At 57.5% G+C, this 26,022-nt stretch carries 28 protein-coding genes and 5 tRNA genes; 1 reads left to right on the top strand and 32 read right to left on the bottom strand.

Annotated elements, in window-relative coordinates; translation table 11 throughout:
- Nucleotides 1–21: 21 nt before the first annotated feature.
- From rpsG to A7976_RS08305, 22 genes are all read right to left on the bottom strand, one after another.
- Nucleotides 22–492 (bottom strand): 30S ribosomal protein S7, encoded by a 471-nt coding sequence (rpsG, locus tag A7976_RS08410; protein ID WP_067110024.1) that lies wholly within the window; start codon nt 490–492, stop codon nt 22–24.
- Between the two features lie 28 nt (nt 493–520).
- Nucleotides 521–898 carry a 30S ribosomal protein S12 gene (rpsL, locus tag A7976_RS08405; protein WP_067110021.1) on the bottom strand — a complete coding sequence of 126 codons (378 nt, stop codon included), beginning with the start codon at nt 896–898 and terminating at the stop codon, nt 521–523.
- An 83-nt stretch (nt 899–981) separates the two neighbouring features.
- Entirely contained in the window at nt 982–5,226 is a 4,245-nt protein-coding gene (gene rpoC, locus A7976_RS08400; RefSeq protein ID WP_067110018.1) for a DNA-directed RNA polymerase subunit beta', read from the bottom strand.
- 10 nt (nt 5,227–5,236) lie between these two features.
- The gene (gene rpoB / locus A7976_RS08395) at nt 5,237–9,406 is read right to left on the bottom strand and encodes a DNA-directed RNA polymerase subunit beta (RefSeq protein WP_067110016.1); all 4,170 of its coding nucleotides are present in this window, start codon (nt 9,404–9,406) and stop codon (nt 5,237–5,239) included.
- 118 nt (nt 9,407–9,524) lie between these two features.
- Nucleotides 9,525–9,902 carry a 50S ribosomal protein L7/L12 gene (gene rplL, locus A7976_RS08390; protein WP_067110013.1) on the bottom strand — a complete coding sequence of 126 codons (378 nt, stop codon included), beginning with the start codon at nt 9,900–9,902 and terminating at the stop codon, nt 9,525–9,527.
- 33 nt (nt 9,903–9,935) lie between these two features.
- On the bottom strand, nt 9,936–10,460 hold the full coding sequence (gene rplJ, locus A7976_RS08385; protein WP_067110010.1) for a 50S ribosomal protein L10: 525 nt from the start codon (nt 10,458–10,460) through the stop codon (nt 9,936–9,938).
- Nucleotides 10,461–10,726: 266 nt separating this feature from the next.
- Nucleotides 10,727–11,419, bottom strand: coding sequence for a 50S ribosomal protein L1 (gene rplA, locus A7976_RS08380; protein WP_067110007.1), 693 nt, complete (start codon nt 11,417–11,419; stop codon nt 10,727–10,729).
- A complete protein-coding gene (gene rplK / locus A7976_RS08375) occupies nt 11,420–11,851 on the bottom strand; it encodes a 50S ribosomal protein L11 (RefSeq protein ID WP_067110004.1) in 432 nt (143 codons plus the stop codon).
- 80 nt (nt 11,852–11,931) lie between these two features.
- On the bottom strand, nt 11,932–12,468 hold the full coding sequence (nusG, locus tag A7976_RS08370) for a transcription termination/antitermination protein NusG (protein ID WP_067110001.1): 537 nt from the start codon (nt 12,466–12,468) through the stop codon (nt 11,932–11,934).
- A 2-nt stretch (nt 12,469–12,470) separates the two neighbouring features.
- Nucleotides 12,471–12,815 carry a preprotein translocase subunit SecE gene (secE, locus tag A7976_RS08365; protein WP_067109998.1) on the bottom strand — a complete coding sequence of 115 codons (345 nt, stop codon included), beginning with the start codon at nt 12,813–12,815 and terminating at the stop codon, nt 12,471–12,473.
- Nucleotides 12,816–12,840: 25 nt separating this feature from the next.
- A tRNA-Trp gene (locus A7976_RS08360) sits at nt 12,841–12,916 on the bottom strand.
- A gap of 65 nt (nt 12,917–12,981) precedes the next feature.
- Nucleotides 12,982–14,172 (bottom strand): elongation factor Tu, encoded by a 1,191-nt coding sequence (gene tuf, locus A7976_RS08355; RefSeq protein WP_067109995.1) that lies wholly within the window; start codon nt 14,170–14,172, stop codon nt 12,982–12,984.
- A gap of 33 nt (nt 14,173–14,205) precedes the next feature.
- Nucleotides 14,206–14,280, bottom strand: a tRNA-Thr gene (locus A7976_RS08350).
- A 27-nt stretch (nt 14,281–14,307) separates the two neighbouring features.
- A tRNA-Gly gene (locus A7976_RS08345) sits at nt 14,308–14,383 on the bottom strand.
- Nucleotides 14,384–14,439: 56 nt separating this feature from the next.
- Nucleotides 14,440–14,525, bottom strand: a tRNA-Tyr gene (locus tag A7976_RS08340).
- A 66-nt stretch (nt 14,526–14,591) separates the two neighbouring features.
- A tRNA-Thr gene (locus A7976_RS08335) sits at nt 14,592–14,667 on the bottom strand.
- Nucleotides 14,668–14,724: 57 nt separating this feature from the next.
- The gene (locus tag A7976_RS08330; protein ID WP_067109991.1) at nt 14,725–15,153 is read right to left on the bottom strand and encodes a ClpXP protease specificity-enhancing factor; all 429 of its coding nucleotides are present in this window, start codon (nt 15,151–15,153) and stop codon (nt 14,725–14,727) included.
- Nucleotides 15,154–15,753, bottom strand: coding sequence for a glutathione S-transferase N-terminal domain-containing protein (locus tag A7976_RS08325; RefSeq protein WP_067109988.1), 600 nt, complete (start codon nt 15,751–15,753; stop codon nt 15,154–15,156).
- Between the two features lie 75 nt (nt 15,754–15,828).
- A complete protein-coding gene (locus tag A7976_RS08320) occupies nt 15,829–16,557 on the bottom strand; it encodes a cytochrome c1 (protein ID WP_067109985.1) in 729 nt (242 codons plus the stop codon).
- On the bottom strand, nt 16,557–17,840 hold the full coding sequence (locus A7976_RS08315) for a cytochrome bc complex cytochrome b subunit (RefSeq protein WP_067109983.1): 1,284 nt from the start codon (nt 17,838–17,840) through the stop codon (nt 16,557–16,559). The genes A7976_RS08320 and A7976_RS08315 overlap by 1 nt, the downstream gene beginning before the upstream one ends.
- 3 nt (nt 17,841–17,843) lie before the next feature.
- Nucleotides 17,844–18,437 (bottom strand): ubiquinol-cytochrome c reductase iron-sulfur subunit, encoded by a 594-nt coding sequence (petA, locus tag A7976_RS08310; protein WP_067109980.1) that lies wholly within the window; start codon nt 18,435–18,437, stop codon nt 17,844–17,846.
- 74 nt (nt 18,438–18,511) lie between these two features.
- A complete protein-coding gene (locus A7976_RS08305; RefSeq protein ID WP_067109977.1) occupies nt 18,512–19,258 on the bottom strand; it encodes a Nif3-like dinuclear metal center hexameric protein in 747 nt (248 codons plus the stop codon).
- An 83-nt stretch (nt 19,259–19,341) separates the two neighbouring features.
- Here A7976_RS08305 and A7976_RS08300 point away from each other — a divergent pair, with 83 nt between their 5' ends.
- Complete coding sequence (locus A7976_RS08300; RefSeq protein ID WP_067109974.1) at nt 19,342–20,493, top strand: Do family serine endopeptidase; 1,152 nt, start codon at nt 19,342–19,344, stop codon at nt 20,491–20,493.
- 20 nt (nt 20,494–20,513) lie between these two features.
- Here A7976_RS08300 and tatC read toward each other — a convergent pair whose 3' ends face one another.
- The 10 genes from tatC to hisB form a co-directional block, all read right to left on the bottom strand.
- Nucleotides 20,514–21,242, bottom strand: coding sequence for a twin-arginine translocase subunit TatC (tatC, locus tag A7976_RS08295; RefSeq protein ID WP_067109971.1), 729 nt, complete (start codon nt 21,240–21,242; stop codon nt 20,514–20,516).
- Between the two features lie 12 nt (nt 21,243–21,254).
- Nucleotides 21,255–21,578, bottom strand: coding sequence for a Sec-independent protein translocase protein TatB (gene tatB, locus A7976_RS08290; protein ID WP_067109968.1), 324 nt, complete (start codon nt 21,576–21,578; stop codon nt 21,255–21,257).
- Nucleotides 21,579–21,581: 3 nt separating this feature from the next.
- On the bottom strand, nt 21,582–21,800 hold the full coding sequence (gene tatA, locus A7976_RS08285) for a Sec-independent protein translocase subunit TatA (protein ID WP_067109965.1): 219 nt from the start codon (nt 21,798–21,800) through the stop codon (nt 21,582–21,584).
- A gap of 26 nt (nt 21,801–21,826) precedes the next feature.
- Complete coding sequence (locus tag A7976_RS08280) at nt 21,827–22,165, bottom strand: histidine triad nucleotide-binding protein (protein ID WP_067109960.1); 339 nt, start codon at nt 22,163–22,165, stop codon at nt 21,827–21,829.
- A 40-nt stretch (nt 22,166–22,205) separates the two neighbouring features.
- Nucleotides 22,206–22,526, bottom strand: coding sequence for a phosphoribosyl-ATP diphosphatase (locus tag A7976_RS08275; protein WP_067109957.1), 321 nt, complete (start codon nt 22,524–22,526; stop codon nt 22,206–22,208).
- Nucleotides 22,519–22,911 carry a phosphoribosyl-AMP cyclohydrolase gene (gene hisI, locus A7976_RS08270; RefSeq protein ID WP_067109954.1) on the bottom strand — a complete coding sequence of 131 codons (393 nt, stop codon included), beginning with the start codon at nt 22,909–22,911 and terminating at the stop codon, nt 22,519–22,521. The genes A7976_RS08275 and hisI overlap by 8 nt, the downstream gene beginning before the upstream one ends.
- A 267-nt stretch (nt 22,912–23,178) precedes the next feature.
- Nucleotides 23,179–23,937, bottom strand: a complete 759-nt coding sequence (gene hisF / locus A7976_RS08265; protein ID WP_067109951.1) for an imidazole glycerol phosphate synthase subunit HisF — start codon at nt 23,935–23,937, stop codon at nt 23,179–23,181.
- Complete coding sequence (gene hisA / locus A7976_RS08260) at nt 23,937–24,677, bottom strand: 1-(5-phosphoribosyl)-5-[(5-phosphoribosylamino)methylideneamino]imidazole-4-carboxamide isomerase (RefSeq protein ID WP_067109948.1); 741 nt, start codon at nt 24,675–24,677, stop codon at nt 23,937–23,939. Before hisA ends, hisF begins: the two co-directional genes overlap by 1 nt.
- Nucleotides 24,678–24,695: 18 nt before the next feature.
- Nucleotides 24,696–25,340, bottom strand: a complete 645-nt coding sequence (hisH, locus tag A7976_RS08255) for an imidazole glycerol phosphate synthase subunit HisH (RefSeq protein WP_067109945.1) — start codon at nt 25,338–25,340, stop codon at nt 24,696–24,698.
- 79 nt (nt 25,341–25,419) lie between these two features.
- Complete coding sequence (gene hisB, locus A7976_RS08250) at nt 25,420–26,007, bottom strand: imidazoleglycerol-phosphate dehydratase HisB (RefSeq protein ID WP_067110280.1); 588 nt, start codon at nt 26,005–26,007, stop codon at nt 25,420–25,422.
- Nucleotides 26,008–26,022 lie beyond the last annotated feature (15 nt).

Raw genomic sequence — 26,022 nt, 5'->3', positions numbered from 1 at the left:
CTTTTACTTAAATCTGTTGAATTAGAAGCGGAAATGCGAGAAGGCTTTGTTGGCTTCCGCCATACGGTGCACTTCTTCACGCTTCTTCATGGCGGCGCCGCGACCTTCGGAAGCTTCGACCAGCTCAGCAGCCAGACGCAGGCCCATCGACTTTTCGCCACGCTTGCGCGCAGCATCACGCAGCCAACGCATGGCCAGCGCAGTACGGCGAACCGGACGCACTTCGACCGGCACCTGATAGTTCGCACCACCGACACGGCGGCTCTTGACTTCAACGACAGGGCGCAGATTACTGATGGCAGTGGTAAACACTTCCAGCGGGTTCTTGCCGCTCTTTTGTTCAACTTGAGCCAGCGCGCCGTACAGAATGCTTTCCGCGACGGACTTCTTGCCGCCGGTCATCAGCACGTTAACGAACTTGGAAACTTCCTGGCTACCGAATTTCGGGTCGGGAAGAATATTGCGCTTGGGGACTTCTCTACGTCTTGGCATGGTTTATCTCGATTCCTAATCTCAAAAATTACGCAGCTTTAGGACGCTTTGCGCCGTACTTGGAGCGCGACTGCTTACGATCCTTGACGCCGGCGGTATCCAGGCTGCCGCGCACCATGTGGTAACGCACACCAGGCAAGTCCTTCACACGGCCGCCGCGCAGCAGTACCACGGAGTGCTCCTGCAGGTTATGGCCTTCACCGCCGATGTAGCTGATGACCTCGTAACCGTTGGTCAGGCGCACCTTGGCCACCTTACGCAGCGCGGAGTTAGGCTTCTTCGGGGTGGTGGTATAGACGCGAGTGCAAACGCCGCGCTTCTGCGGACATGCTTCCAGCGCAGGCACTTTGCTCTTCGTTACCACCTTTTGGCGCGGCTTGCGCACCAACTGATTGATCGTTGGCATATTCTGTAATCCCTAAAAAGTACGGGACGGCGAATCCCGCCATCCCGAAAAACACAGCATTCTATTTTCTAGTCAAGGTGTTGTCAAGCAACCTTGGCATCACCTTCGGTTTCCTGCGACGGAGTTTCCGCGACGGCATCGGACTCCACGATCACGCTGGAACCAGCATCGACGCCGGCACCCTGACGCTTGCGTGTGTCGTGATATGCCAGACCGGTACCGGCCGGAATCAAGCGACCGACAATCACGTTTTCCTTCAGACCGCGCAGATCGTCGCGCTTGCCAAGGATGGCCGCTTCGGTCAGCACGCGCGTGGTTTCCTGGAAGGAAGCCGCGGAGATGAAGGAATCCGTAGACAGCGAAGCCTTGGTAATACCGAGCAGCACGTACTCGAAGCTGGCCGGACGCTTGTCCTTGTCTGCTGCCAGCACGCGTTCGTTTTCTGCCAGCAGATCGGCACGTTCCACCTGCTCACCCAGGATGAAGTTGGTGTCGCCAGCATCGGTCACGCGAACGCGGCGCAGCATCTGACGCACGATCACTTCGATGTGCTTGTCGTTGATCTTCACGCCTTGCAGGCGGTAAACGTCCTGCACTTCGTCGATGATGTAACGTGCCAGCGCTTCGCGGCCTTGCAGGCGCAGGATATCCTGCGGCTCTGCCGGACCGTCGACAATGGTTTCGCCCTTGGTCACCACCTGACCGTCATGGACGGTCACGTGCTTGTCCTTCGGAATCAGGAACTCGTGCGCAACACCGTCAAGGTCGGTAATGACCAGACGTTGCTTGCCCTTGGTATCCTTGCCGAACGACAGCGTGCCGGTGATTTCCGCCAGCATGCCGGCATCCTTCGGCGAACGTGCTTCGAACAGTTCAGCCACGCGCGGCAGACCCCCGGTAATGTCGCGGGTCTTGGAGGATTCCTGCGGAATACGGGCCAGCACTTCACCGACGCCCACATCCTGACCGTCCTTCACGGTGATGATGCAGCCGATCTGGAAGGTGATGTTCACCGACAGGTCGCTGCCTGCCACCTTGACCTCAACACCATTCTCGTCAAGCAATTTGACTTGAGGACGCAGGCCCTTCGATTGTCCGCCCCGTTGTTTCGGATCGATGACGACCAGCGAAGACAGACCGGTCACTTCGTCGATCTGCTTGGCTACGGTCACGCCTTCTTCGACGTTCTCGAACTTCACGCGACCCGCGTACTCGGTAATGATCGGACGGGTGTGCGGATCCCATGTAGCCAGCGCTTGGCCAGCCTTGACCTGCTTGCCGTCGGTGACTTGCAGCGTCGCGCCGTACGGCACCTTGTGACGCTCGCGTTCGCGGCCGTTTTCATCCTGCACCATGGCTTCGCCATTGCGGGAGATGACAACCTGCTCGTTGCGCGCATTGGTCACATAACGCATCGTGGAGGTGAAACGCACCACACCGTTGGACTTGGACTCGACCTGGCTCACGGAAGCTGCACGCGATACCGCGCCACCAATGTGGAAGGTACGCATGGTCAGCTGGGTACCAGGTTCGCCGATTGACTGCGCAGCGATCACCCCGACCGCTTCACCGATACTGATCAGTTTGCCGCGGCCGAGATCTCGACCGTAGCACTTGGCGCAAATGCCGTAACGGGTATCGCAGGTCAGTGCGGTACGCACCTTGACTTCGTCGATGCCCAGCGAATCGATCAGATCCACTTCGTCTTCGGTCAGCAGAGTTGCCGCAGGAATGACCACTTCCTGGGTTTCCGGATGGATGATGTCCAGCGCGGATACGCGGCCGAGGATGCGATCGCGCAACGGTTCAACGACTTCACCGCCCTTGACCAATGCCTTGGTAACCAGGCCTTCGACCGTGCCGCAATCGTCTTCGGTCACAACCAGATCCTGCGTCACGTCGACCAGACGACGGGTCAGGTAACCGGAGTTGGCGGTCTTCAGCGCGGTATCGGCCAGGCCTTTACGAGCACCGTGGGTCGAGATAAAGTACTGCAACACGTTCAGACCATCGCGGAAATTCGCGGTAATCGGCGTTTCAATAATGGAGCCATCCGGCTTTGCCATCAGGCCGCGCATACCGGCCAGCTGACGCACCTGGGCAGCAGAGCCCCGGGCGCCGGAGTCGGCCATCATGTAAATCGCGTTGAAAGACTCCTGGCGCAGTTCCTTGCCGGATTCGTCCTTCATCACCTTGCCGTCATCGTCCAGCACCGGCTCTTCGCGCAGCTGCTTCATCATGGCCTCGGCCACCTTGTCGCCAGCGCGGCCCCAGATGTCGACCACCTTGTTGTAGCGTTCGCCCTGGGTCACCAGGCCGGAAACATACTGGTCTTCGATTTCCTTCACTTCGCCTTCAGCGGCGGCAATCAGCTCTTCCTTCTCGGGCGGAACCAGCATGTCGTTGATGCTGATGGAGATACCCGCACGAGTTGCATAGCTGTAACCGGTGTACATCAGCTTGTCGGCGAAAATCACCGTTTCGCGGATGCCGACCTTGCGGAAGCTGGCGTTGATCAGCTTGGAGATTTCCTTCTTCTTCAGCGCGCGATCGATGTTGCTGAACGGCAGGCCCGGCGGAAGAATTTCCGACAGCAGCGAGCGACCGACGGTCGTTTCGTAGCGTGTCATCTTCTCGGTCTTTTCGCCGTCTTCGCTGACATCAAATTCCTTGATGCGCACCGTGATGCGAGCGTGCATATCGACGTGGCCGAGCTGATAAGCGCGCTGCACTTCGGCGATGTTCGTGAAACGCATGCCTTCGCCCTTGGCGCGCAGCTTTTCGCGGGTCATGTAGTACAGACCCAGCACGATGTCCTGCGACGGCACGATGATCGGTTCGCCGTTGGCAGGCGACAGCACGTTGTTGGAGGCCAGCATCAGTGTACGGGCTTCCATCTGCGCTTCCAGCGACAACGGCACGTGAACGGCCATCTGGTCACCGTCGAAGTCGGCGTTGAACGCCGCGCAAACCAGCGGATGCAACTGGATGGCCTTGCCTTCGATCAGAACCGGCTCGAATGCCTGGATACCGAGGCGGTGCAGCGTCGGTGCGCGGTTGAGCAGCACCGGATGCTCGCGGATGACATCCTCGAGGATGTCCCACACTTCCGGCCCTTCTTCTTCCACCTTCTTTTTGGCGGCTTTGATGGTCGTCGCCAGGCCCAGCACTTCCAGCTTGTGGAAGATGAAAGGCTTGAATAGCTCCAGCGCCATTTTCTTCGGCAGGCCGCACTGGTGCAGCTTGAGCGTCGGACCCACCACGATCACGGAACGGCCGGAATAGTCGACGCGCTTACCCAGAAGGTTTTGACGGAAACGACCACCCTTGCCCTTGATCATGTCGGCGAGCGACTTCAGCGGACGCTTATTGGCGCCCGTCATCGCCTTACCGCGGCGGCCGTTGTCCAGCAGCGAATCCACGGATTCCTGCAGCATGCGCTTTTCGTTGCGCACGATGATTTCCGGCGCCTTCAGTTCGAGCAGGCGCTTCAAACGGTTATTACGGTTAATGACGCGACGATACAGATCGTTCAGGTCGGAGGTCGCAAAGCGGCCGCCGTCCAGCGGAACCAGCGGACGCAGTTCCGGCGGCAGCACCGGCAGCACTTCCAGGATCATCCATTCCGGCTTGATGCCGGACTTCTGGAAGGCTTCCAGCACCTTGAGGCGCTTGGCGATCTTCTTAATCTTGGCTTCAGAACCGGTTTCGGACAGCTCGCGACGCAGCTTTTCCACTTCGCTGTGCAGGTCCATGGTGCGCAGCAGTTCGCGTACGCCTTCGGCACCCATCAGAGCGCTGAACTCGTCGCCGTATTCTTCCACCTTGGCCAGGTAGTCGTCTTCCGTCAGCAGCTGGCAACGGTTGAGCGGGGTCATACCCGGATCGATGACGATGAATGCTTCGAAGTACAGTACGCGCTCGATGTCGCGCAACGCGATATCGAGCACCATGCCCAGACGGCTGGGCAGGGACTTCAGGAACCAGATGTGTGCAACCGGCGAGGCCAGTTCGATATGGCCCATGCGTTCGCGACGCACTTTGGACAATGTCACTTCGACGCCGCACTTTTCGCAGATCACGCCGCGGTGCTTCAGGCGCTTGTACTTGCCGCACAGGCACTCGTAGTCCTTGATCGGCCCGAAAATCTTCGAGCAGAACAGGCCGTCGCGTTCCGGCTTGAACGTACGATAGTTGATGGTTTCCGGCTTTTTGACTTCGCCGTAGGACCAGGAACGAATCTTCTCGGGAGAAGCCAACGCAATCTTGATCGCGTCGAATTCTTCTTCCTGAGTTACTTGCTTGAATAGATCGAGTAATGCTTTCACGCGATTCTCCTTAATTACGGTCCAGGTCGATGTCGATAGCGAGCGAGCGGATTTCCTTCACCAACACGTTGAAGGATTCCGGCATGCCGGCATCGATCTTGTGTTCGCCCTTGACGATGTTTTCGTAGACCTTGGTACGGCCGGAAACGTCGTCGGATTTGACGGTGAGCATTTCCTGCAGGGTGTAGGAAGCGCCATAAGCCTCCAGTGCCCACACTTCCATTTCACCGAAGCGCTGACCACCGAACTGAGCCTTACCGCCCAACGGCTGCTGGGTCACCAGCGAGTACGGGCCGGTGGAACGGGCGTGCATCTTGTCGTCGACCAAATGGTGCAGCTTCAGCACATGCATATAACCCACGGTAACCGGACGCTCAAAAGCTTCGCCACTGCGGCCATCGAACAGCTTGACTTGCGTCTTGCCGGCTGAGAACTGCAGTTGCTTGGTACGCGGATCATCGTCCGGGAATGCCAGATCGAGCATGGCGCGAATATCAGCTTCGGTTGCACCGTCAAACACCGGTGTCGCGAACGGCACGCCGGCCTTCAGATTTTGGCTCAATTCCAATACTTCGCTATCCGTCAACGACTTGATGTCTTCGGCCTTTCCTGCATCGTTGTAGATGCTTTCCAGGAATTTGCGCAGTTCATTGGTCTTGGTTTGTGCTGCCAGCATCTCTTCGATGCGCAGGCCCAAGCCCTTGGCTGCCCAGCCCAAATGCACCTCCAGAATCTGACCGATATTCATCCGCGACGGCACGCCGAGCGGGTTGAGCACGATATCCATTGGGGTACCGTCGGCCATGTGCGGCATGTCTTCCACCGGCACGATCTTGGAGACCACACCCTTGTTACCGTGACGGCCGGCCATCTTATCGCCAGGCTGGATACGACGCTTCACGGCCAGGTAGACCTTGACCATCTTCTGCACGCCCGGCGGCAATTCGTCGCCCTGGGTCAGCTTGCGCTTCTTCTCTTCGAAGCGATGATCGAATTCAACGCGTGCCTGAGCCAGGCTGTCCTTCTGCTGTTCAAGCTGGCGCGCGGCTTCTTCGTCGGCCAGGCGGATATCGAACCAGTCATGGCGCGCCACGCCGTCCAGATATTCAGCGTTGAGGGTTTCACCCTTCTTCAGCTTTTTCGGACCGCCGTTGGCAACCTTGCCTTCCAGCAGGCGACGGATACGGCCGAATGCGTCGTCTTCCACGATACGCATCTGGTCGGCCAGATCCTGCTTGTAGTGGCCCAGCTGGTCGTCGATGATCTGCTGCGCACGCACATCGCGCTCGATGCCTTCGCGGGTGAACACCTGCACGTCGATCACCGTGCCGGACATGCCGGACGGCACGCGCAAGCTTGTGTCCTTAACGTCGGAAGCCTTCTCGCCGAAAATCGCGCGGAGCAGTTTTTCTTCCGGGGTCAGCTGAGTTTCACCCTTGGGGGTTACCTTACCGACCAGCACATCGCCCGCTTCGACTTCAGCGCCGATGTAGATGATGCCGGATTCGTCCAGACGACCGAGCATGCGCTCGGACAGGTTGGAGATGTCACGGGTGATTTCTTCGGCACCCAGCTTGGTGTCGCGAGCGACCACGGACAACTCTTCGATATGGATCGAAGTGTAGCGGTCGTCGGCAACCACGCGCTCGGAAATCAAAATCGAGTCTTCGAAGTTATAACCGTTCCACGGCATGAATGCGACCAGCATGTTCTGGCCCAGCGCCAGCTCGCCCATGTCGGTCGAAGCACCGTCGGCAATCACGTCGCCGCGAGCAATCACGTCGCCCACCTTGACCAGCGGACGCTGATTGATATTGGTGTTCTGGTTGGAACGGGTGTACTTGGTCAGGTTGTAGATGTCCACACCGACTTCGCCAGCAGCGGCTTCGGCATCGTGCACACGCACCACGATACGGCCAGCGTCGACGTAATCAACCAAGCCGCCACGCAGCGCTTGCACAGTGGTGCCGGAGTCGACTGCCACGGTACGCTCAATGCCGGTACCAACCACGGCCTTTTCGGCACGCAGACAAGGCACGGCCTGACGTTGCATGTTGGCGCCCATCAAGGCACGGTTCGCGTCGTCGTGTTCCAGGAATGGAATCAGCGAAGCCGCAACGGACACGATCTGACCCGGAGCCACGTCCATGTACTGGATGCGGTCCGCAGTGGACATCGTGAATTCGTTATGGTGACGTGCGGAGATCAGGTCGTCGGTGAACTGGCCATTCTTGTCCAGGTCCGAATTGGCCTGGGCGATCACGTACTGGCTTTCCTCGATCGCGGACAGGAAGTCGATCTTGTCGGTGACCTTGTCGTTCTCGACACGGCGGTACGGCGTTTCCATGAAGCCGTATTCGTTGGTGCGCGAGTACAGCGCCAGCGAGTTGATCAGGCCGATGTTCGGACCTTCCGGCGTTTCAATCGGGCACACGCGACCGTAGTGCGTCGGGTGTACGTCGCGCACCTCGAAGCCGGCGCGCTCACGGGTCAAACCGCCTGGGCCAAGGGCCGAAACACGACGCTTGTGGGTGATCTCGGACAGCGGATTGGTCTGGTCCATGAACTGGGACAGCTGCGACGAGCCGAAGAATTCGCGGATCGCGCTGGAGACCGGCTTGGCGTTGATCAGGTCATGCGGCATCAGATTTTCGGATTCCGCTTGCGACAGGCGCTCCTTCACGGCGCGTTCAACACGCACCAGACCGGCGCGGAACTGGTTTTCCGCCAATTCGCCGACGGAACGCACGCGACGGTTACCGAGGTGATCGATATCGTCGATTTCACCACGGCCGTTGCGCAGTTCGACCAGCACGCCGATGACGGCCAGGATGTCTTCATTGGACAGCGTGGGCTTGCCCTCGGCGCCTTGTGGGCCGACCTTTTCATAGAAGCGCTTAAGCCAGCCTGCGGTGCGATCCTCAATTTTTTCTGGATAGGCACGGCGGTTGAACTTCATGCGGCCGACATCGGACAGGTCATAACGCTCGTCATTGAAGAACAGGCCGTCGAACAGTGCCTCCACCGCCTCTTCGGTCGGCGGCTCGCCAGGACGCATCATGCGATAGATCGCAACGCGAGCGGCATATTGATCCGGGATTTCGTCGATGCGCAGCGTCTGGGAAATATAGTCGCCGTGGTCGAGGTCATTCGCATACAGCGTCGTGATCTTGGTCACGCCGGCATCGCGCAGCTTCTCGAGCAGAGATTCAGTGATCTCATCGTTGGCGTTGGCTACGACTTCGCCGCTTTCCTTGTCGATAATGTTATCGGCAATGGTGCGGCCGAGCATAAACTCTTCCGGCACGGCTATCTTGCTGATACCGGCCTTTTCCATGTCGCGGATATGCTTGATGGTGATGCGCTTATCCTTCGTGACGATAGGCTTGCCTTCCTTGTCGACGATGTCGAACTTGGCAACTTCGCCGCGTAAGCGCTCGGGCACCAGCTCAAACTGGACGCCCTTCTTGGCGATGTGGAAATTGTCCACATCGTAGAACGTTTCGAGGATCTGGTCGGGGGTGTAGCCCAACGCCTTCAGCAATATCGTCACCGGCATCTTGCGGCGGCGGTCGACGCGGAAGTACAGATAGTCCTTGGGATCGAATTCAAAATCCAGCCAGGAACCGCGGTAAGGAATGATGCGTGCGGAGAACAGCAGCTTGCCGGACGAATGAGTCTTGCCGCGATCGTGCTCGAAGAACACGCCCGGGCTGCGATGCAACTGGGACACGATGACGCGCTCGGTACCGTTGATGATGAACGAGCCATTCTCGGTCATCAGCGGCAGTTCGCCCATGTAGACTTCCTGCTCCTTGACTTCTTTCACGGTGGGCTTCGAAGCTTCCCTGTCCATGATGGTCAGACGCACCTTGACGCGCAGCGGCGCAGCGAAGGTCAGGCCGCGCTGTTGGCATTCCTTGACATCGAACGGCGCATCGCCGAGGTTGTAGCTCACGTAGTCGAGACGTGCGTTGCCGGAATGGCTGACAATCGGGAACACCGAACTGAACGTCGCCTGCAAACCATCGTTCTTGCGCTTATCCTGCGGAACTTCGGCTTGGAGGAAGCTGGCATAAGACTCCAGCTGCATCGCCAACAGGTACGGGACTTCCTGCACACTGTCACGTTTGGCGAAGCTTTTGCGTAAACGTTTCTTTTCGGTAAAGGAATAGCTCATGGTCTCTCCACTGGGCTTTAGAGGGCAAAAGACAGAAAACGTGCGATTCCCTGTCTTCTGGCCTCTGAAAATGGTGAAGGCTGGCGGTTTCCCGCCAGCCTTTTACAGCAAACTTCTATTACTTGACTTCGACGGTAGCGCCGGCTTCGATCAGCTTCTTGGCAGCAGCGTCAGCATCAGCCTTGGACACGCCTTCCTTGATTGCCTTCGGAGCGCCGTCAACCAGATCCTTGGCTTCCTTCAGACCCAGGCTGGTCAGTTCGCGAACGGCCTTGATGACGTTGACCTTGTTGTCGCCGGCACCGGTCAGGATGACGTCGAATTCGGTCTTTTCTTCAACAGCAGCAGCGGCAGCAGCCGGAGCAGCTGCGACGGACACAGCGGCAGCGGCAGCGGACACGCCGAACTTTTCTTCCATTTCCTTGATCAGTTCGGACAGATCCAGAACCGTCATGCTAGCGATTGCGTCGAGAATTTCTGCTTTGGACAGAGCCATTTGTATTACTCCTGATAAAAGTTTAAATATGAATTAAGCGGCTTGCTTCTGGTCGCGAACGGCAGCCAGGCCACGCACGAACGAAGTCGGGACTTCGTTGAGGGTGCGGACGAACTTGGCAACCGGTGCTTGCATGGTACCCAGCAGCTTGGACAGCAGCTCTTCGCGGCTCGGCATGGATGCCAGGGCCTTGACGCCATTGGCGTCCATGACCTGGTTCGGCATCGCGCCTGCCTTGATCACAAACTTGTCGTTACCCTTGGCAAAGTCGTTCAGCACCTTTGCCGCAGCAACCGGATCGGTAGAGATACCGAACACCAGCGGGCCAACCATTTGCGCGGACAAGTCGGAGAACGGCGTGCCGTCAACGGCACGACGCACCAGCGTATTCTTCAGAACGCGAAGATACACGCCGGAATTCCGGGCTTGCGCACGCAGCTTGGTCATGTCGCCCACTTCCAAGCCGCGATACTCGGCGAGAATGATCGACTGGGCCTTGGAGACTTGCTCGCTAACCTCGGCAACCACTGCCTTTTTCTCTTCAAGATTAAGACTCAAGGTCTTACCTCCTTCCGTTAATTGAGCTCCCGCACTTCAGTTATAAAGTACGGGAACCTACCCACGGCGACCTTTCATCAGGATTATCCTGTTCCGGGAACGCCATCTGCGTAGGACTTCCGCTACTCCTCGCACAACCTGCATGCGCCTTTGACGGTCGATTAAACCCTTGCGGGTACCTACGGTCTTTGATAACCCTGCCGCGGTTAAACGGCAGGCCCAAAGCCCTTTGCTACGGACGCCGAAGCGCCCGCCTGTTGCATTACTTACGCCAGGTTAGCCTGGTCAACCCGCACACCGGCACCCATGGTGCTGGAAACGGATACCTTCTTCATGTACTGACCCTTGCTGGAAGAAGGCTTGGCCTTGTTCAGCGCATCGATCAGTGCCAGCAGGTTTTCCTTCAGTGCATCGACTTCGAATGAAGCGCGGCCGATGGTGCAGTGCACAATACCGGCCTTGTCGGTACGGTATTGAACCTGACCGGCCTTGGCATTCTTCACAGCGGTCGTGACATCGGGAGTAACGGTACCGACCTTCGGGTTAGGCATCAGGCCGCGAGGGCCGAGCACTTGGCCCAATTGGCCGACGATACGCATGGCATCCGGCGTTGCGATCGCAATGTCGAAATCCAGCATGCCGCCCTTGACTTGTTCGGCCAAGTCTTCGAAACCGACGATGTCAGCACCGGCAGCCTTGGCAGCTTCCGCTGCCGCGCCTTGCGCAAACACGGCAACGCGTTTGGTCTTGCCAGTACCCTTGGGCAGCACCAGCGCGCCGCGAACCAGCTGGTCGGACTTACGCGCATCGATGCCGAGGTTGATCACGGCATCCACGGATTCGTCGAATTTTGCAGTTGCGGTTTCCTTGACCAGCGCCAGGGCATCGGTCAGCGGGTAAACCTTGTTACGGTCAATCTTGGCACGCAGTGCCTGAAGACGCTTGGAATCGTTAGCCATTTATACGCCCTCCACTTCAATACCCATGCTGCGAGCGCTACCGGCAATGGTACGCACGGCGGCATCCATGTCTGCCGCGGTCAGATCGGGCATCTTGGTCTTGGCGATTTCTTCGGCTTGCGCACGGGAAATCTTGCCTACCTTATCGGTATGCGGGCGAGCAGAACCCTTGTCAATCTTGGCTGCCTTCTTGATCAGTACAGTCGCCGGAGGCGTCTTCATCACGAAGGTGAAGCTCTTGTCGGCGAACGCGGTGATGACCACCGGCACCGGCAGACCCGGCTCCATGCCTTGGGTTGCCGCGTTGAACGCCTTACAGAATTCCATGATATTCAGACCGCGCTGGCCCAGTGCGGGACCGACAGGCGGGCTGGGATTGGCTTTGCCTGCAGGGATCTGCAGCTTGATATAGCCTATAACTTTCTTTGCCATTTGCTTGCTCCTAAAATGGGTTCAAACGCACCGAAAATCCGGCGCTCCCCGACCAAAAAGCGCCCGAAGGCGCGCTTTCGTCAGACCTCTTTTTCGATCTGACTGAAATCCAGCTCCACCGGTGTCGCACGGCCAAAAATGACCACCGATACCCGCAGCTTGTTTTTTTCGTAATTGACATCTTCGACCGCGCCGGAAAAATCCTTGAACGGACCGTCGATGACACGCACCATCTCGCCCTTCTCGAAGGTAAGCTTTTGCGTCGGATTGCTTTTGCTCTCGTCCATGCGATGCAGGATGATATCGACTTCAGCATCCTTGATCGGCGTTGGCTTCAGCGCAGTGCCGCCAATAAAGGCAGAAACACGCGGCACGCTGCGAACCAGGTGCCAGGTATCATCATCCATAGCCATCTGCACCAGCAGATAGCCCGGATAAAGCTTGCGCTCACTGATGGTCTTCTGACCACCCTTCATTTCGACCACTTCTTCGACAGGGACCAGAATCTGGCCAAACTTGTCTTGCAGGGTAGAACGGCTTACGCGCTCTTCAAGAGCGCGCTGAACCGATTTCTCGAAGCCGGAGTAGACCTGTACTGCATACCACTTCATCGTCATTACTAACTCCGTCCCATCAAAAATTGCACACCCCACAGCAACGCCGCATCCACGATCCACAGGAAGATGCCCATCACCACCACCAGCGCAAACACCGCCGCAGTGGTCTGGATGGTTTCCTTGCGAGTCGGCCAGACAACCTTGCGCGCCTCAGCCAAGGCTTCCCTGGAAAAAGCAAAAGCGGCCTGACCCATCGATGTCGTCAACATGATGGCCACTGCCGCACCTATACCGACAAGCACTGCCAAAACGCGCAACACCATCGCATGCTCGGCCAGCAGATAAAAAGCGCCAAGCCCAGCTGCTACCAGCAGCAATGCCAGCGCCAGCTTGATTTTTTCGGTCATATTGTCGTTATGCAGTTATGTTATGTGGCAGGCCAGGAGGGTCTCGAACCCCCAACCTTCGGTTTTGGAGACCGACGCTCTGCCAATTGAGCTACTGGCCTGTATTAAAGCTGTCGGCGGCTGCCGCAAGACTAACGTCAAGCACCAGCCGCCTCGGGTATTGCTATTACTCGATGACCTTGGCAACGACGCCGGCGCCGACGGTACGGCCGCCTTCGCGGATCGCGAAGCGCAGACCGTCTTCCATCGCGATCGGCGCAATCAGCGCAACCGTAATGGAGACGTTGTCGCCAGGCATCACCATTTCGGTGCCGGCCGGCAGTTCAACCGCGCCGGTCACGTCGGTGGTACGGAAGTAGAACTGCGGACGGTAGCCGTTGAAGAACGGGGTGTGGCGGCCGCCTTCGTCCTTGCCCAGCACGTAGATCTCGGCGGCGAACTTGGTGTGCGGGGTGATGGAGCCGGGCTTGGCCAGCACCTGGCCGCGTTCGACTTCTTCACGCTTGGTGCCGCGCAGCAGCACGCCGACGTTGTCGCCGGCCTGACCCTGGTCGAGCAGCTTGCGGAACATTTCCACGCCGGTGCAGGTGGTCTTCAGGGTGGGCTTGATGCCGACGATTTCGATTTCTTCGCCGACCTTGATGATGCCGCGTTCAACGCGACCGGTCACCACGGTGCCGCGGCCGGAGATGGAGAATACGTCTTCCACCGGCATCAGGAAGGTGCCGTCGATGGCGCGTTCCGGGGTGGGGATGTAGGAGTCCAGGGCTTCGGCCAGCTTGAGGATGGCGGGTTCGCCGATCTCGGACTGGTCGCCTTCCAGCGCCTTCAGGGCGGAGCCCTTGACGATGGGGATGTCGTCGCCCGGGAAGTCGTACTTGCTGAGCAGTTCGCGCACTTCCATTTCGACGAGTTCGAGCAGTTCGGCGTCGTCGACCATGTCGGCCTTGTTCATGAAGACGATGATGTACGGTACGCCCACCTGACGGGCGAGCAGGATGTGCTCGCGGGTCTGCGGCATGGGACCGTCAGCCGCGGACACCACCAGGATGGCGCCGTCCATTTGTGCGGCGCCGGTGATCATGTTCTTGACGTAGTCGGCGTGGCCGGGGCAGTCAACGTGGGCGTAGTGGCGGTTGGCCGTTTCGTATTCCACGTGGGCGGTGTTGATGGTGATGCCGCGCGCCTTTTCTTCCGGCGCTGCGTCGATCTGGTCGTAGGCCTTGGCTTCGCCGCCAAACTTCTTCGACAGTATCGTGGTGATCGCCGCCGTCAGCGTCGTCTTGCCGTGGTCAACGTGTCCAATCGTCCCCACGTTCACGTGCGGCTTGGTACGCTCAAATTTGCCTTTTGCCATTCCCGATCCCTTTAACTCATCAAGTTAAAAAAATGGTGCCCATGGCGGGAATCGGACCCGCGACCTCTCCCTTACCAAGGGAGTGCTCTACCACTGAGCCACATGGGCGCTCTAAAATACTAAAAAATTCGCAACTGGAGCGGGCGACGAGGTTCGAACTCGCGACATCTTGCTTGGAAGGCAAGTGCTCTACCAGCTGAGCTACACCCGCACAACCGGCCAGAAGCCATGCACTCGAAGCCAAACATTCGGCTCCAGAACAGCTTTTGGTGGAGAGGGCTGGATTCGAACCAGCGTAGGCGTAAGCCAACAGATTTACAGTCTGCCCCCTTTAGCCACTCGGGCACCTCTCCCTGCCGAACCCGAGATTATCGGGCCTTTACCGCAACTTGTCAAACTCATCCACCAATAACATTGAATGGTGCCGGATGTCGGAATCGAACTGACGACCTTCGCATTACAAGTGCGCTGCTCTACCAACTGAGCTAATCCGGCGCGGCGGCGATTATACCTACATTCACTCGAACAGCAAGTGCCGCCATACGAAGATTGCTATTTTACCAGCTTAAGCGCTGGCCTTTTATTGCCTGTGGGTGGCGCCGGCTCATCCGGTGGGCCATCCGGCGGATCTTCCGGCTCACCTTCCGCAAGCAGGGCTGCCGCTTCATCCGCCTCAAAAAACATACCCTGGCCGGTTTCGCGGGCAAAGATTCCTCGCACCGCGTCGACAGGCACGTATATATCGAAAGGGTTACCGCCGAACCGGGCGGAGAACGTGACCGCTTCGTTACCGATCAGCAAATCCTTGGTAGCGGAGAAATTGATATTAAGGACAATTTCTCCATCCTTGACGTATCCCTGCGGAACGCGCGTACGCGAATTCACGGCCACCACCAGATGTGGCGTGAAGCCGTTGTCCAGGCACCACTCATACATGGCGCGCAGAAAATACGGCTTCGTGGAGCTTGGCTCGTTCGCCATTTATTTGCGCATCGCCTTTTCGGACGGCGTCATTGCTTCGATATAAGCCGGGCGCGAGAAAATGCGCTCGGCGTACTTGAGCAATGGCGCAGCTTGTTTCGGCAGTTCAATGCCGTAGTGGCCGAGACGCCAGAGCAAAGGCGCAATCGCCACATCCAGCATCGAGAACTCGTCGCCCAGCATGTATTCCTGCTTATTGAAGATGGGTGCGATCTGCGTCAGGTTGTCACGTACGATGGCACGCGCGTTATCGGCCACCTTGGCGTTATCGGATTCGATATCGGCAATATGGTCGAACAGCTGATCTTCGAAGTTATGCAGGAACAGGCGAGCGCGAGCACGCATCACCGGATCAGCCGGCATCAGCTGTGGATGAGGAAAGCGCTCGTCAATGTATTCATTGATGATATTCGCCTCATACAGCACCAGATCGCGCTCGACCAGGACCGGCACGCGATTGTATGGGTTGATAACCGCCAGATCTTCCGGCTTGTTGGTCATATCGACGTCGATCACCTGGAAATCCATGCCCTTTTCAAAGAGCACAATACGGCAGCGCTGGCTGTAAGGGCAGGTCGTGCCCGAATATAAGGTCATCATAAGCTTTGTCCGATCTCGATTAAAAGCAAAAGGGAGGCTCCGGAAAACCGGAACCTCCCGTAACGTCAAAAATAATTAATGAACGTCTTTCCAGAATTCCTTCTTGAGCGCGAATGCGATCATGAAAAAGAACGCCAGCGCCAGCAACACGATGATTCCGAGTTGGAGGCGCTTGGACTTGGCAGGTTCCGCCATAAATGTCAGGTAATTCACCAGGTCGGCCACCATGGCATCATATTCAGCCGGCGCCATCTTGCCGGGCTTTGCCAACACCAGGTGATGCGACACAACTGCATTGCCTTCGATATCCTTGGTTTCCTGAACCTGCAGGTGCTGCTCGCCCTGCAATTCCCATAACGCATGCGGCATGCCGACATTCGCGAACGCGACATTATTCCATCCGGTAGGACGTGTCTCGTCACGGTAGAAACCACGCAGATACGTATACAACCAATCAGGCGTACGCGAACGGGCGATCACCGAAAGATCCGGAGGCGGTGCGCCGAACCAGGCCTTAGCGTCGCGCGGCTTCATGCCGACCTGCATCGTTTCTCCCACTTTCTCGCCGGCAAACAGCAGGTTAGCCTTGATCTGCTCGTCCGTGAGGCCGATATCCTTGAGACGGTTATATCGCATCGAGGTCGCGCTGTGACAGTTGAGGCAATAATTCACGAACACCTTTGCGCCGCGCTGCAAGGAAGGCAGATTGGAAGGATTGATCGGCGCCTTGTCCAGATGCACATCCTCATTGGCCTGCACTGTCAGGGACAGCAACAGCCCGAACATGAATAGCAGTTTTTTCATTATCCCGTCACCCTTTCCGGCACTGGTTTTGTCTTGTCTCTCTTGGTGTACCACGGCATCAGTGCAAAAAAGAGGAAATACACCACCGTCAACATTCGCGCCACCACCGTAGCGCGATCCGCACCGCCGAGCAACGGCACATTCGCACCGAATTGCCCCCACACGTTAGAGGGTTCCGTACCCAGGTAACCCAGGATCAGGAAGCTCACCACGAATGCGGCCAGCCAGCCCTTGTATTGGGCGCCACGATAACGGATGGACTTGACCGGGCTCTTGTCCAGCCAGGGCAAGGCCGCAAAAATCATCACCGACAGGCCCATGGCAACGACACCTGGGAACTGCGAGTTGAAGAGCGGCGGAACCGCACGCAGGATCGAGTAATAGGGCGTGAAGTACCAGACAGGCGCAATGTGAGCCGGCGTCTTCAGCGGATCGGCCGGCACGAAGTTATTGGCTTCGAGGAAATAGCCGCCCATTTCGGGAGCGAAGAACACAATCGCCGAGAACACGATCAGGAAGACAGCCACGCCGACAATATCCTTTACCGTGTAATACGGATGGAAAGGAATGCCGTCGAGCGGAATGCCGGTCACAGGATCCTTGTTCTTCTTGATCTCGATACCGTCAGGATTATTGGAACCCACTTCATGCAACGCGATGATGTGCGCAGCCACGAGCCCCAGCAACACCAGCGGCAACGCGATCACGTGGAATGCGAAGAACCGGTTGAGGGTTGCATCGGACACCAGATAATCGCCGCGCAGCCATTCAGCGACATCAGGACCAACAAAGGGAATGGTCGCAAACAGGTTCACGATCACCTGCGCGCCCCAGTAAGACATCTGACCCCACGGCAGCAGGTAGCCAAAGAATGCCTCGCCCATCAGGCACAGGAAAATCGCCACGCCGAACAGCCAGATCAGTTCGCGCGGATTACGGTACGAGCCGTAAAGCAGGCCGCGGAACATATGCAGGTAAACCACGACGAAGAACATCGAAGCGCCGGTCGAGTGCATGTAGCGGATCAGCCAGCCCCACGACACGTCACGCATGATGTATTCAACCGAGGCAAAGGCCAGGGCGGCATCCGGCTTGTAGTGCATGGTCAGGAAGATGCCGGTGACGATTTGCAGCACCAGCACCAGCATGGCCAGGGAACCAAAGTAATACCAGAAATTGAAATTCTTCGGCGCGTAGTATTCGGAAAGATGTGCCTTCCAGTTGGCGGTCAGCGGGAACCGCTCGTCCACCCAGTTCAGCGCACAGGTCAGGTATTTATTCATTCGTTACGCTCCCTTGGCATCTTCGCCGATCAACAGGCGTGCATCGCTGAGGTAGTGATGCGGCGGCACTTCCAGATTGATCGGGGCAGGCGACCCCTTGAACACGCGGCCGGCCAGGTCAAACTTGGATCCATGGCAAGGGCAGAAAAAACCGCCCGGCCAATCGCTGCCCATGCCGTCCTCACCCTGCTTGAGCTTGGAGGAAGGAGAGCATCCGAGGTGGGTGCAGATACCGACGACGACCATCAGGTTGGGCTTGATGGAGCGCGTTGCGTTTTTGGTATAGACAGGCTGCTGCGGAACTTCAAGCTTGGGGTCGCTCAACTTGTCGTCGATCTTGCCGAGTTGATCCAGCATTTCCTGATTACGGTTAACAATCCAGACCGGCTTGCCGCGCCATTCGACTGTAATCATCGAACCCGGCTCGATCTTGCCGATATCCACTTCCACCGGAGCGCCGGCGGCCTTGGCGCGTTCGCTGGGCAACATGCTCATGACGAATGGAGCTGCCACGGCCACGGTCGCCGCACCTCCCGCCACCGCAGTCGCAGCAATCAGGAAGCGCCGCTTGCTGTGATCCACTTCTTGGTTAGCCATCGCAATACCTTGGAGTTTTTCTAAAAGGACGTGATTGTACAGTTTTCTAAACAAAACTTAAACGGCAAAACAGCTTAAACAGGGTTATCGATATCGACAAAATGATGACTAATACCAAAGCGTTGCGAAAGATGTTCGCCCAGCGCCTGAATACCGTAGCGTTCCGTCGCATGATGTCCGGCGGCGATAAAAGCCACGCCCGATTCGCGCGCGATGTGCACGGTACGTTCCGACACCTCTCCCGTCACGAAAACATCCACGCCCAATGCCACGGCCAACTCCAGATAATCCTGAGCGGCGCCGGTACACCAGGCGACACGGCGTATGTTTTTATGTGGATCCCCGACCAGCATGGGCTCGCGCGCCAGCTTTTCCGTGATGGATCTTCCCAATTCGCCCAGTGTCATCGGCTGCCTCAATACACCATGGGCCGCGATGGATTGCTCGCCAAACCAGCCGTCGATATTGAACTCTAGCAAATCCGCCAGTCTGACGTTATTTCCGAACTCCGGGTGCGCATCCAGCGGCAAATGATAGGCGGCGAGACTTATGTCATTTTCCAGAAGAAACTTCAATCGCTTACGCTTGATGCCGACTACACGTGCGTCCTCCCCTTTCCAGAAATATCCGTGATGCACTAGCACCAGATCGGCACCCAATCCAGCCGCGCGCTCCAGTAAAGCCATGCTTGCCGTGACGCCGCTCACGATGACATGGATATCCGGCCGACCCTCAAGCTGTAGTCCATTCGGGCAGTAATCCCGGTAGCGCTCAACCTGCAATAATTGTCCGGTATAATCAACCAACTCGGATAGTTTCATTAACTTTCCCCATCTGCTTTCGAATCATTCGTCTGAACGGTTTGGTCCCTCATGGAACAACGCGTGGAGCTATTTTAAAAACCATGAAAAAACTCTGGCTCATTTTTGCACAAAGCGTAACGATCAGTCTCGCCGCCCTGTTCGTTCTGCAGACTTTTCGGCCGGACTTGCTGAACGGCAACGATGCGGAAATCACCGTCACGCAGGTCGAGCCGACACCCGCCATATCGCGTCAGAATATTACTTCCTATAACGCCGCCGCCAAGAAGGCGATGCCCTCGGTAGTCAATATTTTTACCAGCAAGGAGTCGCAGGCCAACGAATCGCCTTTCATGGACGACCCCCTGTTCCGGCATTTTTTCGGCGACCAGTTCAATGATATTCCGCAACGCGAGAACAGCCTCGGCTCCGGCGTCATTGTCACCACCGACGGCCTGATCCTGACCAACCATCATGTGATCGAAGCCGCCGATGAAATCGAGGTGGCATTGGCAGACGGCCGCACTGTACCGGCGCGCGTCGTGGGCAGCGACCCCGAGACCGACCTGGCGGTACTCAAGGTCGACATGAAGGATCTTCCCGCCGTGACGTTCGGCCACTCGGACAAGCTCGCCATCGGCGATGTGGTGCTCGCTATCGGCAATCCTTTCGGCGTGGGACAAGCCGTAACGCAAGGGATCGTCAGCGCGCTGGGCCGCAACCATCTCGGCATCAATACGTTCGAGAACTTCATTCAGACCGATGCCCCCATCAACCCGGGCAACTCGGGCGGCGCCCTGGTGGACACCGAAGGCAACCTGATCGGCATCAATAGCGCCATTTACTCACGCAGCGGCGGCTCCATGGGCATAGGCTTCGCCATTCCCGTCAGCCTGGCGCAGCAAGTGATGGAGCAGATCATCCGCCAGGGCGGCGTCACGCGTGGCTGGATCGGCATTGAAGCGCAGGACATCACGCCGGAACTGGCGGAATCGTTCAAACTCAAGGAAGTGCGCGGCGCCCTGATTGCGGGTGTAATGCGCGGAGGACCGGCGGACAAGGCTGGCATCAAGCCGGGCGATATTCTGCTGGAGGTGAACGGGAATGCGGTAATGGATAGCTCCGACATGCTTAACCTGATCTCCAGCCTGAAGCCGGGGCAACTCGCAACGGTCAAGATCGTGCGCAATCAGGCAGAGCAGAAGTTGAGCATTCCGATCGGCAAACGGCCGAAACTGCAAGCCAGGGTGAATTAAGGCTCGATCTGCGGTTGAAGCTAGCTGTAGCTCTCCGACTTTGAACCCAGAAAGCCGGCAGCCAGAATGCCGGCCTCATAAAGCAGCCAAAGCGGCACCGCCAGCATGAACTGGGAAATCACATCCGGCGGCGTCAGGATGGCGCCGGCGACGAATGCGCCGACAATCACGTAAGAACGTATCTCTTTCAATGTCGCTACATTTACCATTCCCATCCTGACCAGTATCACCACGGCCACGGGAACCTCGAACGCGATACCAAAAGCCAGAAAAAGAGTGATGACGAAATCGAGGTAGTTGCCGATATCCGTCATCACCGCCACGCCCTCAGGTGCCGTACCGGCAATAAATCCGAAAACTACCGGAAATACCAGGAAATAGGCAAACGCCATGCCTATCAGAAACAGCAGCGTGCTGAGCACCACCATGGGCGCGGCGAAACGCTTTTCATGCTGATAAAGACCGGGCGCAATGAAGGCCCAGATCTGATACAGGGTATAGGGAAGCGAAATCACAAAGGCCGCCAGCATGGCGACCTTCATCGGCACGAAAAAAGGCGTGGTCACTGCGGTTGCAATCATCTGCCCGCCTTGCGGCAGTTGACTCAGCAACGGGTTTGCCAGCAGCGAATATATCTTGTTGGCGAACGGAAACAGGCAAATGAACGCCAGCACAATCCCGGCCACGATCCGTAGCAGACGGTCGCGCAGTTCGATCAGGTGGGAGATGAAGGTATCTGAGGTATCCATGATCCAGCGCGGCTAGGCGCCCGGCTTTTTCTGGTCGGCAGCTGAAGACTCGATATCGTTGAGAATGGAGTTGGCGGTGCTGTCGGCCTTCCGTACTTCATTCGTCATTTCCGACTCCAGGGCGGTCATCTCATTCGTTACGTCACTATGTATCTTGCGCAACTCGTCCGCCTTCAATTCGCGCTCGATGTCCCCTTTCACGGTCGCCACATAGCGCTGCATGCGCCCAGCGAGCAGACCCAGGGTGCGCGCTACCTTGGGCAACTTTTCCGGGCCGATCACGAGCAGCGCCACGACGGCGATGATCAGGATCTCGCCAAAGGAAACATCGAACACAGCTTAATGCCTGGTTTTCTCGGTCACTTCGCCTTCAACGGTTTTGGACCGTTCGGTTTCGTCTTCAAGCTTGGGTTTGGATTGCTCTTCACGCATGGCGTCCTTGAATCCTTTTACCGCTCCACCGAGATCGCCGCCGACATTGCGCAATTTCTTGGTGCCAAAAATCAGCAATACCACCACAAGCACGATCAGCCAATGCCAAATACTGAATGAACCCATCATCTATCTCCTCAAAGTGAGGCAGCCTACGTTTTAGGCAACGTAGCACCGCCTCCGAATACGTGAATATGCAGGTGGAAAACTTCCTGGCCGCCGTCATGCCCGGTATTGATCATGGTGCGGAAGCCGGTTTCCAATCCTTGCTCTTTCGCCAGCCTGGGCGCCAAAAGCAACAATCGGCCCAACAAATCACGATGGCTTTCGTTGCATTCGGTCAGACTGGCGACATGCAGCTTCGGAACAAGCATGAAATGTACTGGCGCGATAGGGCGAATATCGTGAAACGCAACGACCTCGTCGTCTTCATACACTTTCTTGCTCGGAATATCCCCGGCTATGATCTTGCAGAAAATGCAATCGCTCATTCATTTCTCCTTATGGGCGGTTCAAGGACTTGCGCCATGCTTATTCGGACGGCCGGGAGGCCTTTTCGACAAGGCCTGACAGGCCTTCGCGCCGCGCCAGTTCGTTGAGGATATCGTCCGGGTGCAGCCCGACGTGCGCAAGCATCACCAGCGTATGGAACCAGAGATCGGCGGTTTCGTAGATGATCTTCTGCGGATCGCCATCCTTGGCGGCAATAATCGTTTCCGCAGCCTCTTCCCCGACCTTCTTGAGTATGCTGTCCAGGCCCTTGGCATACAGTTTGGCGACATAGGAAGACTGAGGGTCGGCGGATTTGCGGCTCTCGAGAACTTCGGCGAGTCGATTGAGCGTATCACTCATGGCGGTAAATCTCCTCCGGATCTTTCAGCACCGGCTGATCCGAAATCCATTGCCGGTTCTCCAGCTTCTGGAAAAAACAGCTATGACGCCCGGTATGACAGGCGATACCGCCTATCTGTTCCACCGTCAGCAGGAGCACATCCTCATCGCAATCGAGGCGGATTTCCTTGACGAGCTGCACATGACCGGACTCTTCACCCTTGTGCCACAGCTTCTTGCGGGAACGCGACCAGTAGACCGCATGACCGGTCTCCTCCGTGAGCCTCAGCGCCTCGCGGTCCATCCAGGCGAACATCAGCATTTGCCCGGTCCCGGCCTCTTGCACAACAACCGGCACCAGCCCGTCGTGCGTCCAATTAACCTTGTTAAGCCAGCTTTCGCTCATAGACCCTATCTCAGCAGGAAACGAATGTGCGCCGGCCATGCATTGCGCGCGTGGCTAGGCGAGAGTTGCGAAATTTGATATTCCAAATGAGCGACGAGCAACAACGCCATGCGCGCAATGCATGGCCGGCCCGGAGGGTTTGAACACAAAAGGGCGCCTGCGGCGTTGCGAAGCTTGCCAATGGAATAGCCATTGGCCGCGCCCCGCGCCTTGCATTCATCCCTTTTGTGTTCAAACGCATCTTTCGTTTTCTGCTGAGATAGGGTCTTAGAGTCGCACTTCTATGCCGTGATCGGCCATGTAATGCTTGGCCTGGCTCACCGAATACTCGCCGAAATGGAAAATGCTGGCCGCGAGCACGGCATCCGCACCGCCTTTTTTGACACCATCCACCAGATGATCCAGATTGCCAACCCCGCCGGAGGCGATGATGGGGACATCCACGGCGTCGCTGATGGCACGCGTCAGCGCAAGATCGAAACCGCTTTTGGTACCGTCCCTATCCATGCTGGTGAGCAACAGTTCGCCCGCCCCCAGTTCGACCATCTTTTTCGCCCATTCCACAGCGTCGAGTCCGGTAGGTTTGCGCCCGCCGTGGGTGAACACTTCCCAGTGGTCACCCACTTGCTTCGCATCGATCGCAACCACGATGCACTGCGCACCGAAACGGCTGGAAGCATCCGCCACCAGTTGCGGATTGACCACGGCTGCGGTATTCATGCTGACCTTGTCGGCACCGGCATTCAGCAGGCGACGCACATCTTCGACGGCGCGCACGCCACCGCCGACGGTTAACGGGATGAATACCTGCGAAGCGACCTCTTCGATGATGTGCAGGATCAATCCGCGATTATCCGAGCTGGCGGTGATATCCAGGAAGGTTAGCTCGTCGGCACCCTGCTCATCATAGCGCCGGGCGATTTCCACCGGGTCGCCGGCATCGCGCAGCTCAACGAAATTGATGCCCTTGACCACGCGGCCATCCGTCACATCCAGACAAGGAATGATGCGTTTGGCGAGGCCCATCAGGCACTCAGTTCTTCCGCCAGCGCTTGCGCGGCGGCGAAATCCAGCGTGCCTTCGTAAATCGCACGGCCGGTAATGGCGCCCATGATGCCCTCTTCCTCGACAGCACATAGGCGCTTGACGTCTTCCAGATTGGTGATGCCGCCGCTGGCGATGACCGGAATGCGCAGACTTTGCGCCAGTGCTACCGTGGCTTCGATATTCACGCCGTTGAGCATGCCGTCGCGGCCGATATCGGTATACACAATGGCTTCGACGCCATAATCCTCGAACTTTTTGCCAAGATCGATCACGTCGTGACCGGTCAGCTTGGACCAGCCGTCTACCGCCACCTTGCCATCCTTCGCATCCAGCCCGACCATGATGTGGCCGGGGAAGGCGTAGCAGGCATCATGCAGGAAGCCGGGGTTCTTCACCGCGGCGGTGCCGATAATGACGTAGCTGATGCCGTCATCCAGATAGCGTTCTATCGTATCCAGGTCGCGAATGCCGCCGCCCAGTTGGATCGGGATATCTCCACCCACTGCGGCCACGATGGATTTGATCGCCCCTTCGTTCACCGGCTTGCCGGCGAAGGCGCCGTTCAGGTCCACCAGATGCAGGCGCTGCGCGCCTTTTTCCACCCAGTGCCGCGCCATCGCGGCAGGATCTTCGGAAAACACCGTGGCGTCCTCCATGAGGCCTTGTTTGAGACGCACGCAGTGGCCGTCTTTGAGATCAATCGCAGGAATAATCAGCATGATAAGTGGGCAATAAAATCAGGGACGACCGTCCCAATTGACGAAATTGAAAAGTAAGGATAATCCAGCCTGTTGGCTCTTTTCCGGGTGGAATTGCACGGCAAAAATATTATCGCGCCCGACCGCGCCGGTAAAGCGAAACGGATAGTTGGTATAGGCAGTCTCCAACGCCGCATCCGTCGGTTCCACGTAATAACTGTGGACATAGTAAAAGCGCGCATCCGGAGCGATGCCAGCCCACATCGGGTGACTGCGCATCTGATGGACTTCGTTCCAGCCCATGTGCGGAACCTTGAGCTTGTTGCCATCGGCATCGACCATACGCGGTTGCGGAAAGCGCTTGACCCTGCCTGGCAGAATGCCGAGGCCGTCGACGTTGCCTTCCTCGCTGTGCTCGAACAGCAATTGAAGACCAATGCAAATGCCGAGAAAGGGCTTGCTCGCCGCAGCTTCGTGCACCGCACGGCGCAAGTCGCGGCTGTCGAGTTCGCGCATGCAATCCGGCATCGCGCCCTGGCCGGGGAATACCACGCGCTCGGCAGCGGCGATCTCGGCGGGATCGCTGGTGACTACAATGGAACGGTCAGGAGCAACGTGCTCCAGCGCCTTGGCCACCGAGCGCAGGTTGCCCATGCCGTAATCGATTACTGCAATATCAGTCATGATGGTCAGCTGTCAGCGTCAGCATTCAGAAATGTGAATTCGAAATCTGCAATCTCGATTGCAAATATAGCGAAGGCGGCTATAGCGTTCCCTTGGTAGAAGGCATCACGCCGGCCATGCGCGGATCGGCTTCGGCGGCCGCACGCAGCGCGCGTCCGAACGCCTTGAAGATCGTTTCGGCCTGATGGTGTGCGTTGTCGCCGCGCAAATTGTCGATATGCAGCGTCACCAGGGCGTGATTGACGAAGCCCTGGAAGAATTCGTGGAACAGGTCCACATCGAAATCGCCGATACGGGCACGCGTGAATTCGACGCCGAACTCCAGGCCGGGACGGCCGGAAATATCCAGCACCACGCGTGACAGCGCTTCATCCAAAGGGACGTAGGCGTGACCGTAGCGGCGAATTCCCTTCTTGTCGCCGACAGCCTTGGCGAACGCCTGACCCAGGGTGATGCCGATGTCTTCCACAGTGTGATGCGCGTCGATGTGCAAATCGCCCTTGGCCTGGACGGAAATATCCATCATGCCGTGGCGTGCAATCTGATCGAGCATGTGATCGAGGAAAGGAAGGCCGGTCGCAAATTCGGAAACGCCGGTGCCATCGAGGTTCAATGACACGGAAATCTGTGTTTCCAATGTGTTACGGCTGACTTGAGCGGTTCGCATGGTTAAGTCGCTGAA

The sequence above is a fragment of the Methylobacillus sp. MM3 genome, assembly GCF_001645185.1.
Classification (GTDB): Bacteria; Pseudomonadota; Gammaproteobacteria; order Burkholderiales; family Methylophilaceae; genus MM2.
Note: the sequence above shows the minus strand (reverse complement) of the source record. Positions and strands in the feature narration are given on the sequence as shown.

What these genes read in the sequence shown, in the direction of transcription:
- rpsG (WP_067110024.1), bottom strand. Translation starts at nt 492, where the DNA reads ATGCCAAGACGTAGAGAAGTCCCCAAGCGCAATATTCTTCCCGACCCG.
- rpsL (WP_067110021.1), bottom strand. Translation starts at nt 898, where the DNA reads ATGCCAACGATCAATCAGTTGGTGCGCAAGCCGCGCCAAAAGGTGGTA.
- rpoB (WP_067110016.1), bottom strand. Translation starts at nt 9,406, where the DNA reads ATGAGCTATTCCTTTACCGAAAAGAAACGTTTACGCAAAAGCTTCGCC.
- rplL (WP_067110013.1), bottom strand. Translation starts at nt 9,902, where the DNA reads ATGGCTCTGTCCAAAGCAGAAATTCTCGACGCAATCGCTAGCATGACG.
- rplA (WP_067110007.1), bottom strand. Translation starts at nt 11,419, where the DNA reads ATGGCTAACGATTCCAAGCGTCTTCAGGCACTGCGTGCCAAGATTGAC.
- rplK (WP_067110004.1), bottom strand. Translation starts at nt 11,851, where the DNA reads ATGGCAAAGAAAGTTATAGGCTATATCAAGCTGCAGATCCCTGCAGGC.
- nusG (WP_067110001.1), bottom strand. Translation starts at nt 12,468, where the DNA reads ATGACGATGAAGTGGTATGCAGTACAGGTCTACTCCGGCTTCGAGAAA.
- secE (WP_067109998.1), bottom strand. Translation starts at nt 12,815, where the DNA reads ATGACCGAAAAAATCAAGCTGGCGCTGGCATTGCTGCTGGTAGCAGCT.
- tuf (WP_067109995.1), bottom strand. Translation starts at nt 14,172, where the DNA reads ATGGCAAAAGGCAAATTTGAGCGTACCAAGCCGCACGTGAACGTGGGG.
- A7976_RS08330 (WP_067109991.1), bottom strand. Translation starts at nt 15,153, where the DNA reads ATGGCGAACGAGCCAAGCTCCACGAAGCCGTATTTTCTGCGCGCCATG.
- A7976_RS08325 (WP_067109988.1), bottom strand. Translation starts at nt 15,753, where the DNA reads ATGATGACCTTATATTCGGGCACGACCTGCCCTTACAGCCAGCGCTGC.
- A7976_RS08320 (WP_067109985.1), bottom strand. Translation starts at nt 16,557, where the DNA reads ATGAAAAAACTGCTATTCATGTTCGGGCTGTTGCTGTCCCTGACAGTG.
- A7976_RS08315 (WP_067109983.1), bottom strand. Translation starts at nt 17,840, where the DNA reads ATGAATAAATACCTGACCTGTGCGCTGAACTGGGTGGACGAGCGGTTC.
- petA (WP_067109980.1), bottom strand. Translation starts at nt 18,437, where the DNA reads ATGGCTAACCAAGAAGTGGATCACAGCAAGCGGCGCTTCCTGATTGCT.
- A7976_RS08305 (WP_067109977.1), bottom strand. Translation starts at nt 19,258, where the DNA reads ATGAAACTATCCGAGTTGGTTGATTATACCGGACAATTATTGCAGGTT.
- A7976_RS08300 (WP_067109974.1), top strand. Translation starts at nt 19,342, where the DNA reads ATGAAAAAACTCTGGCTCATTTTTGCACAAAGCGTAACGATCAGTCTC.
- tatC (WP_067109971.1), bottom strand. Translation starts at nt 21,242, where the DNA reads ATGGATACCTCAGATACCTTCATCTCCCACCTGATCGAACTGCGCGAC.
- tatA (WP_067109965.1), bottom strand. Translation starts at nt 21,800, where the DNA reads ATGGGTTCATTCAGTATTTGGCATTGGCTGATCGTGCTTGTGGTGGTA.
- A7976_RS08280 (WP_067109960.1), bottom strand. Translation starts at nt 22,165, where the DNA reads ATGAGCGATTGCATTTTCTGCAAGATCATAGCCGGGGATATTCCGAGC.
- A7976_RS08275 (WP_067109957.1), bottom strand. Translation starts at nt 22,526, where the DNA reads ATGAGTGATACGCTCAATCGACTCGCCGAAGTTCTCGAGAGCCGCAAA.
- hisI (WP_067109954.1), bottom strand. Translation starts at nt 22,911, where the DNA reads ATGAGCGAAAGCTGGCTTAACAAGGTTAATTGGACGCACGACGGGCTG.
- hisF (WP_067109951.1), bottom strand. Translation starts at nt 23,937, where the DNA reads ATGGGCCTCGCCAAACGCATCATTCCTTGTCTGGATGTGACGGATGGC.
- hisA (WP_067109948.1), bottom strand. Translation starts at nt 24,677, where the DNA reads ATGCTGATTATTCCTGCGATTGATCTCAAAGACGGCCACTGCGTGCGT.
- hisH (WP_067109945.1), bottom strand. Translation starts at nt 25,340, where the DNA reads ATGACTGATATTGCAGTAATCGATTACGGCATGGGCAACCTGCGCTCG.
- hisB (WP_067110280.1), bottom strand. Translation starts at nt 26,007, where the DNA reads ATGCGAACCGCTCAAGTCAGCCGTAACACATTGGAAACACAGATTTCC.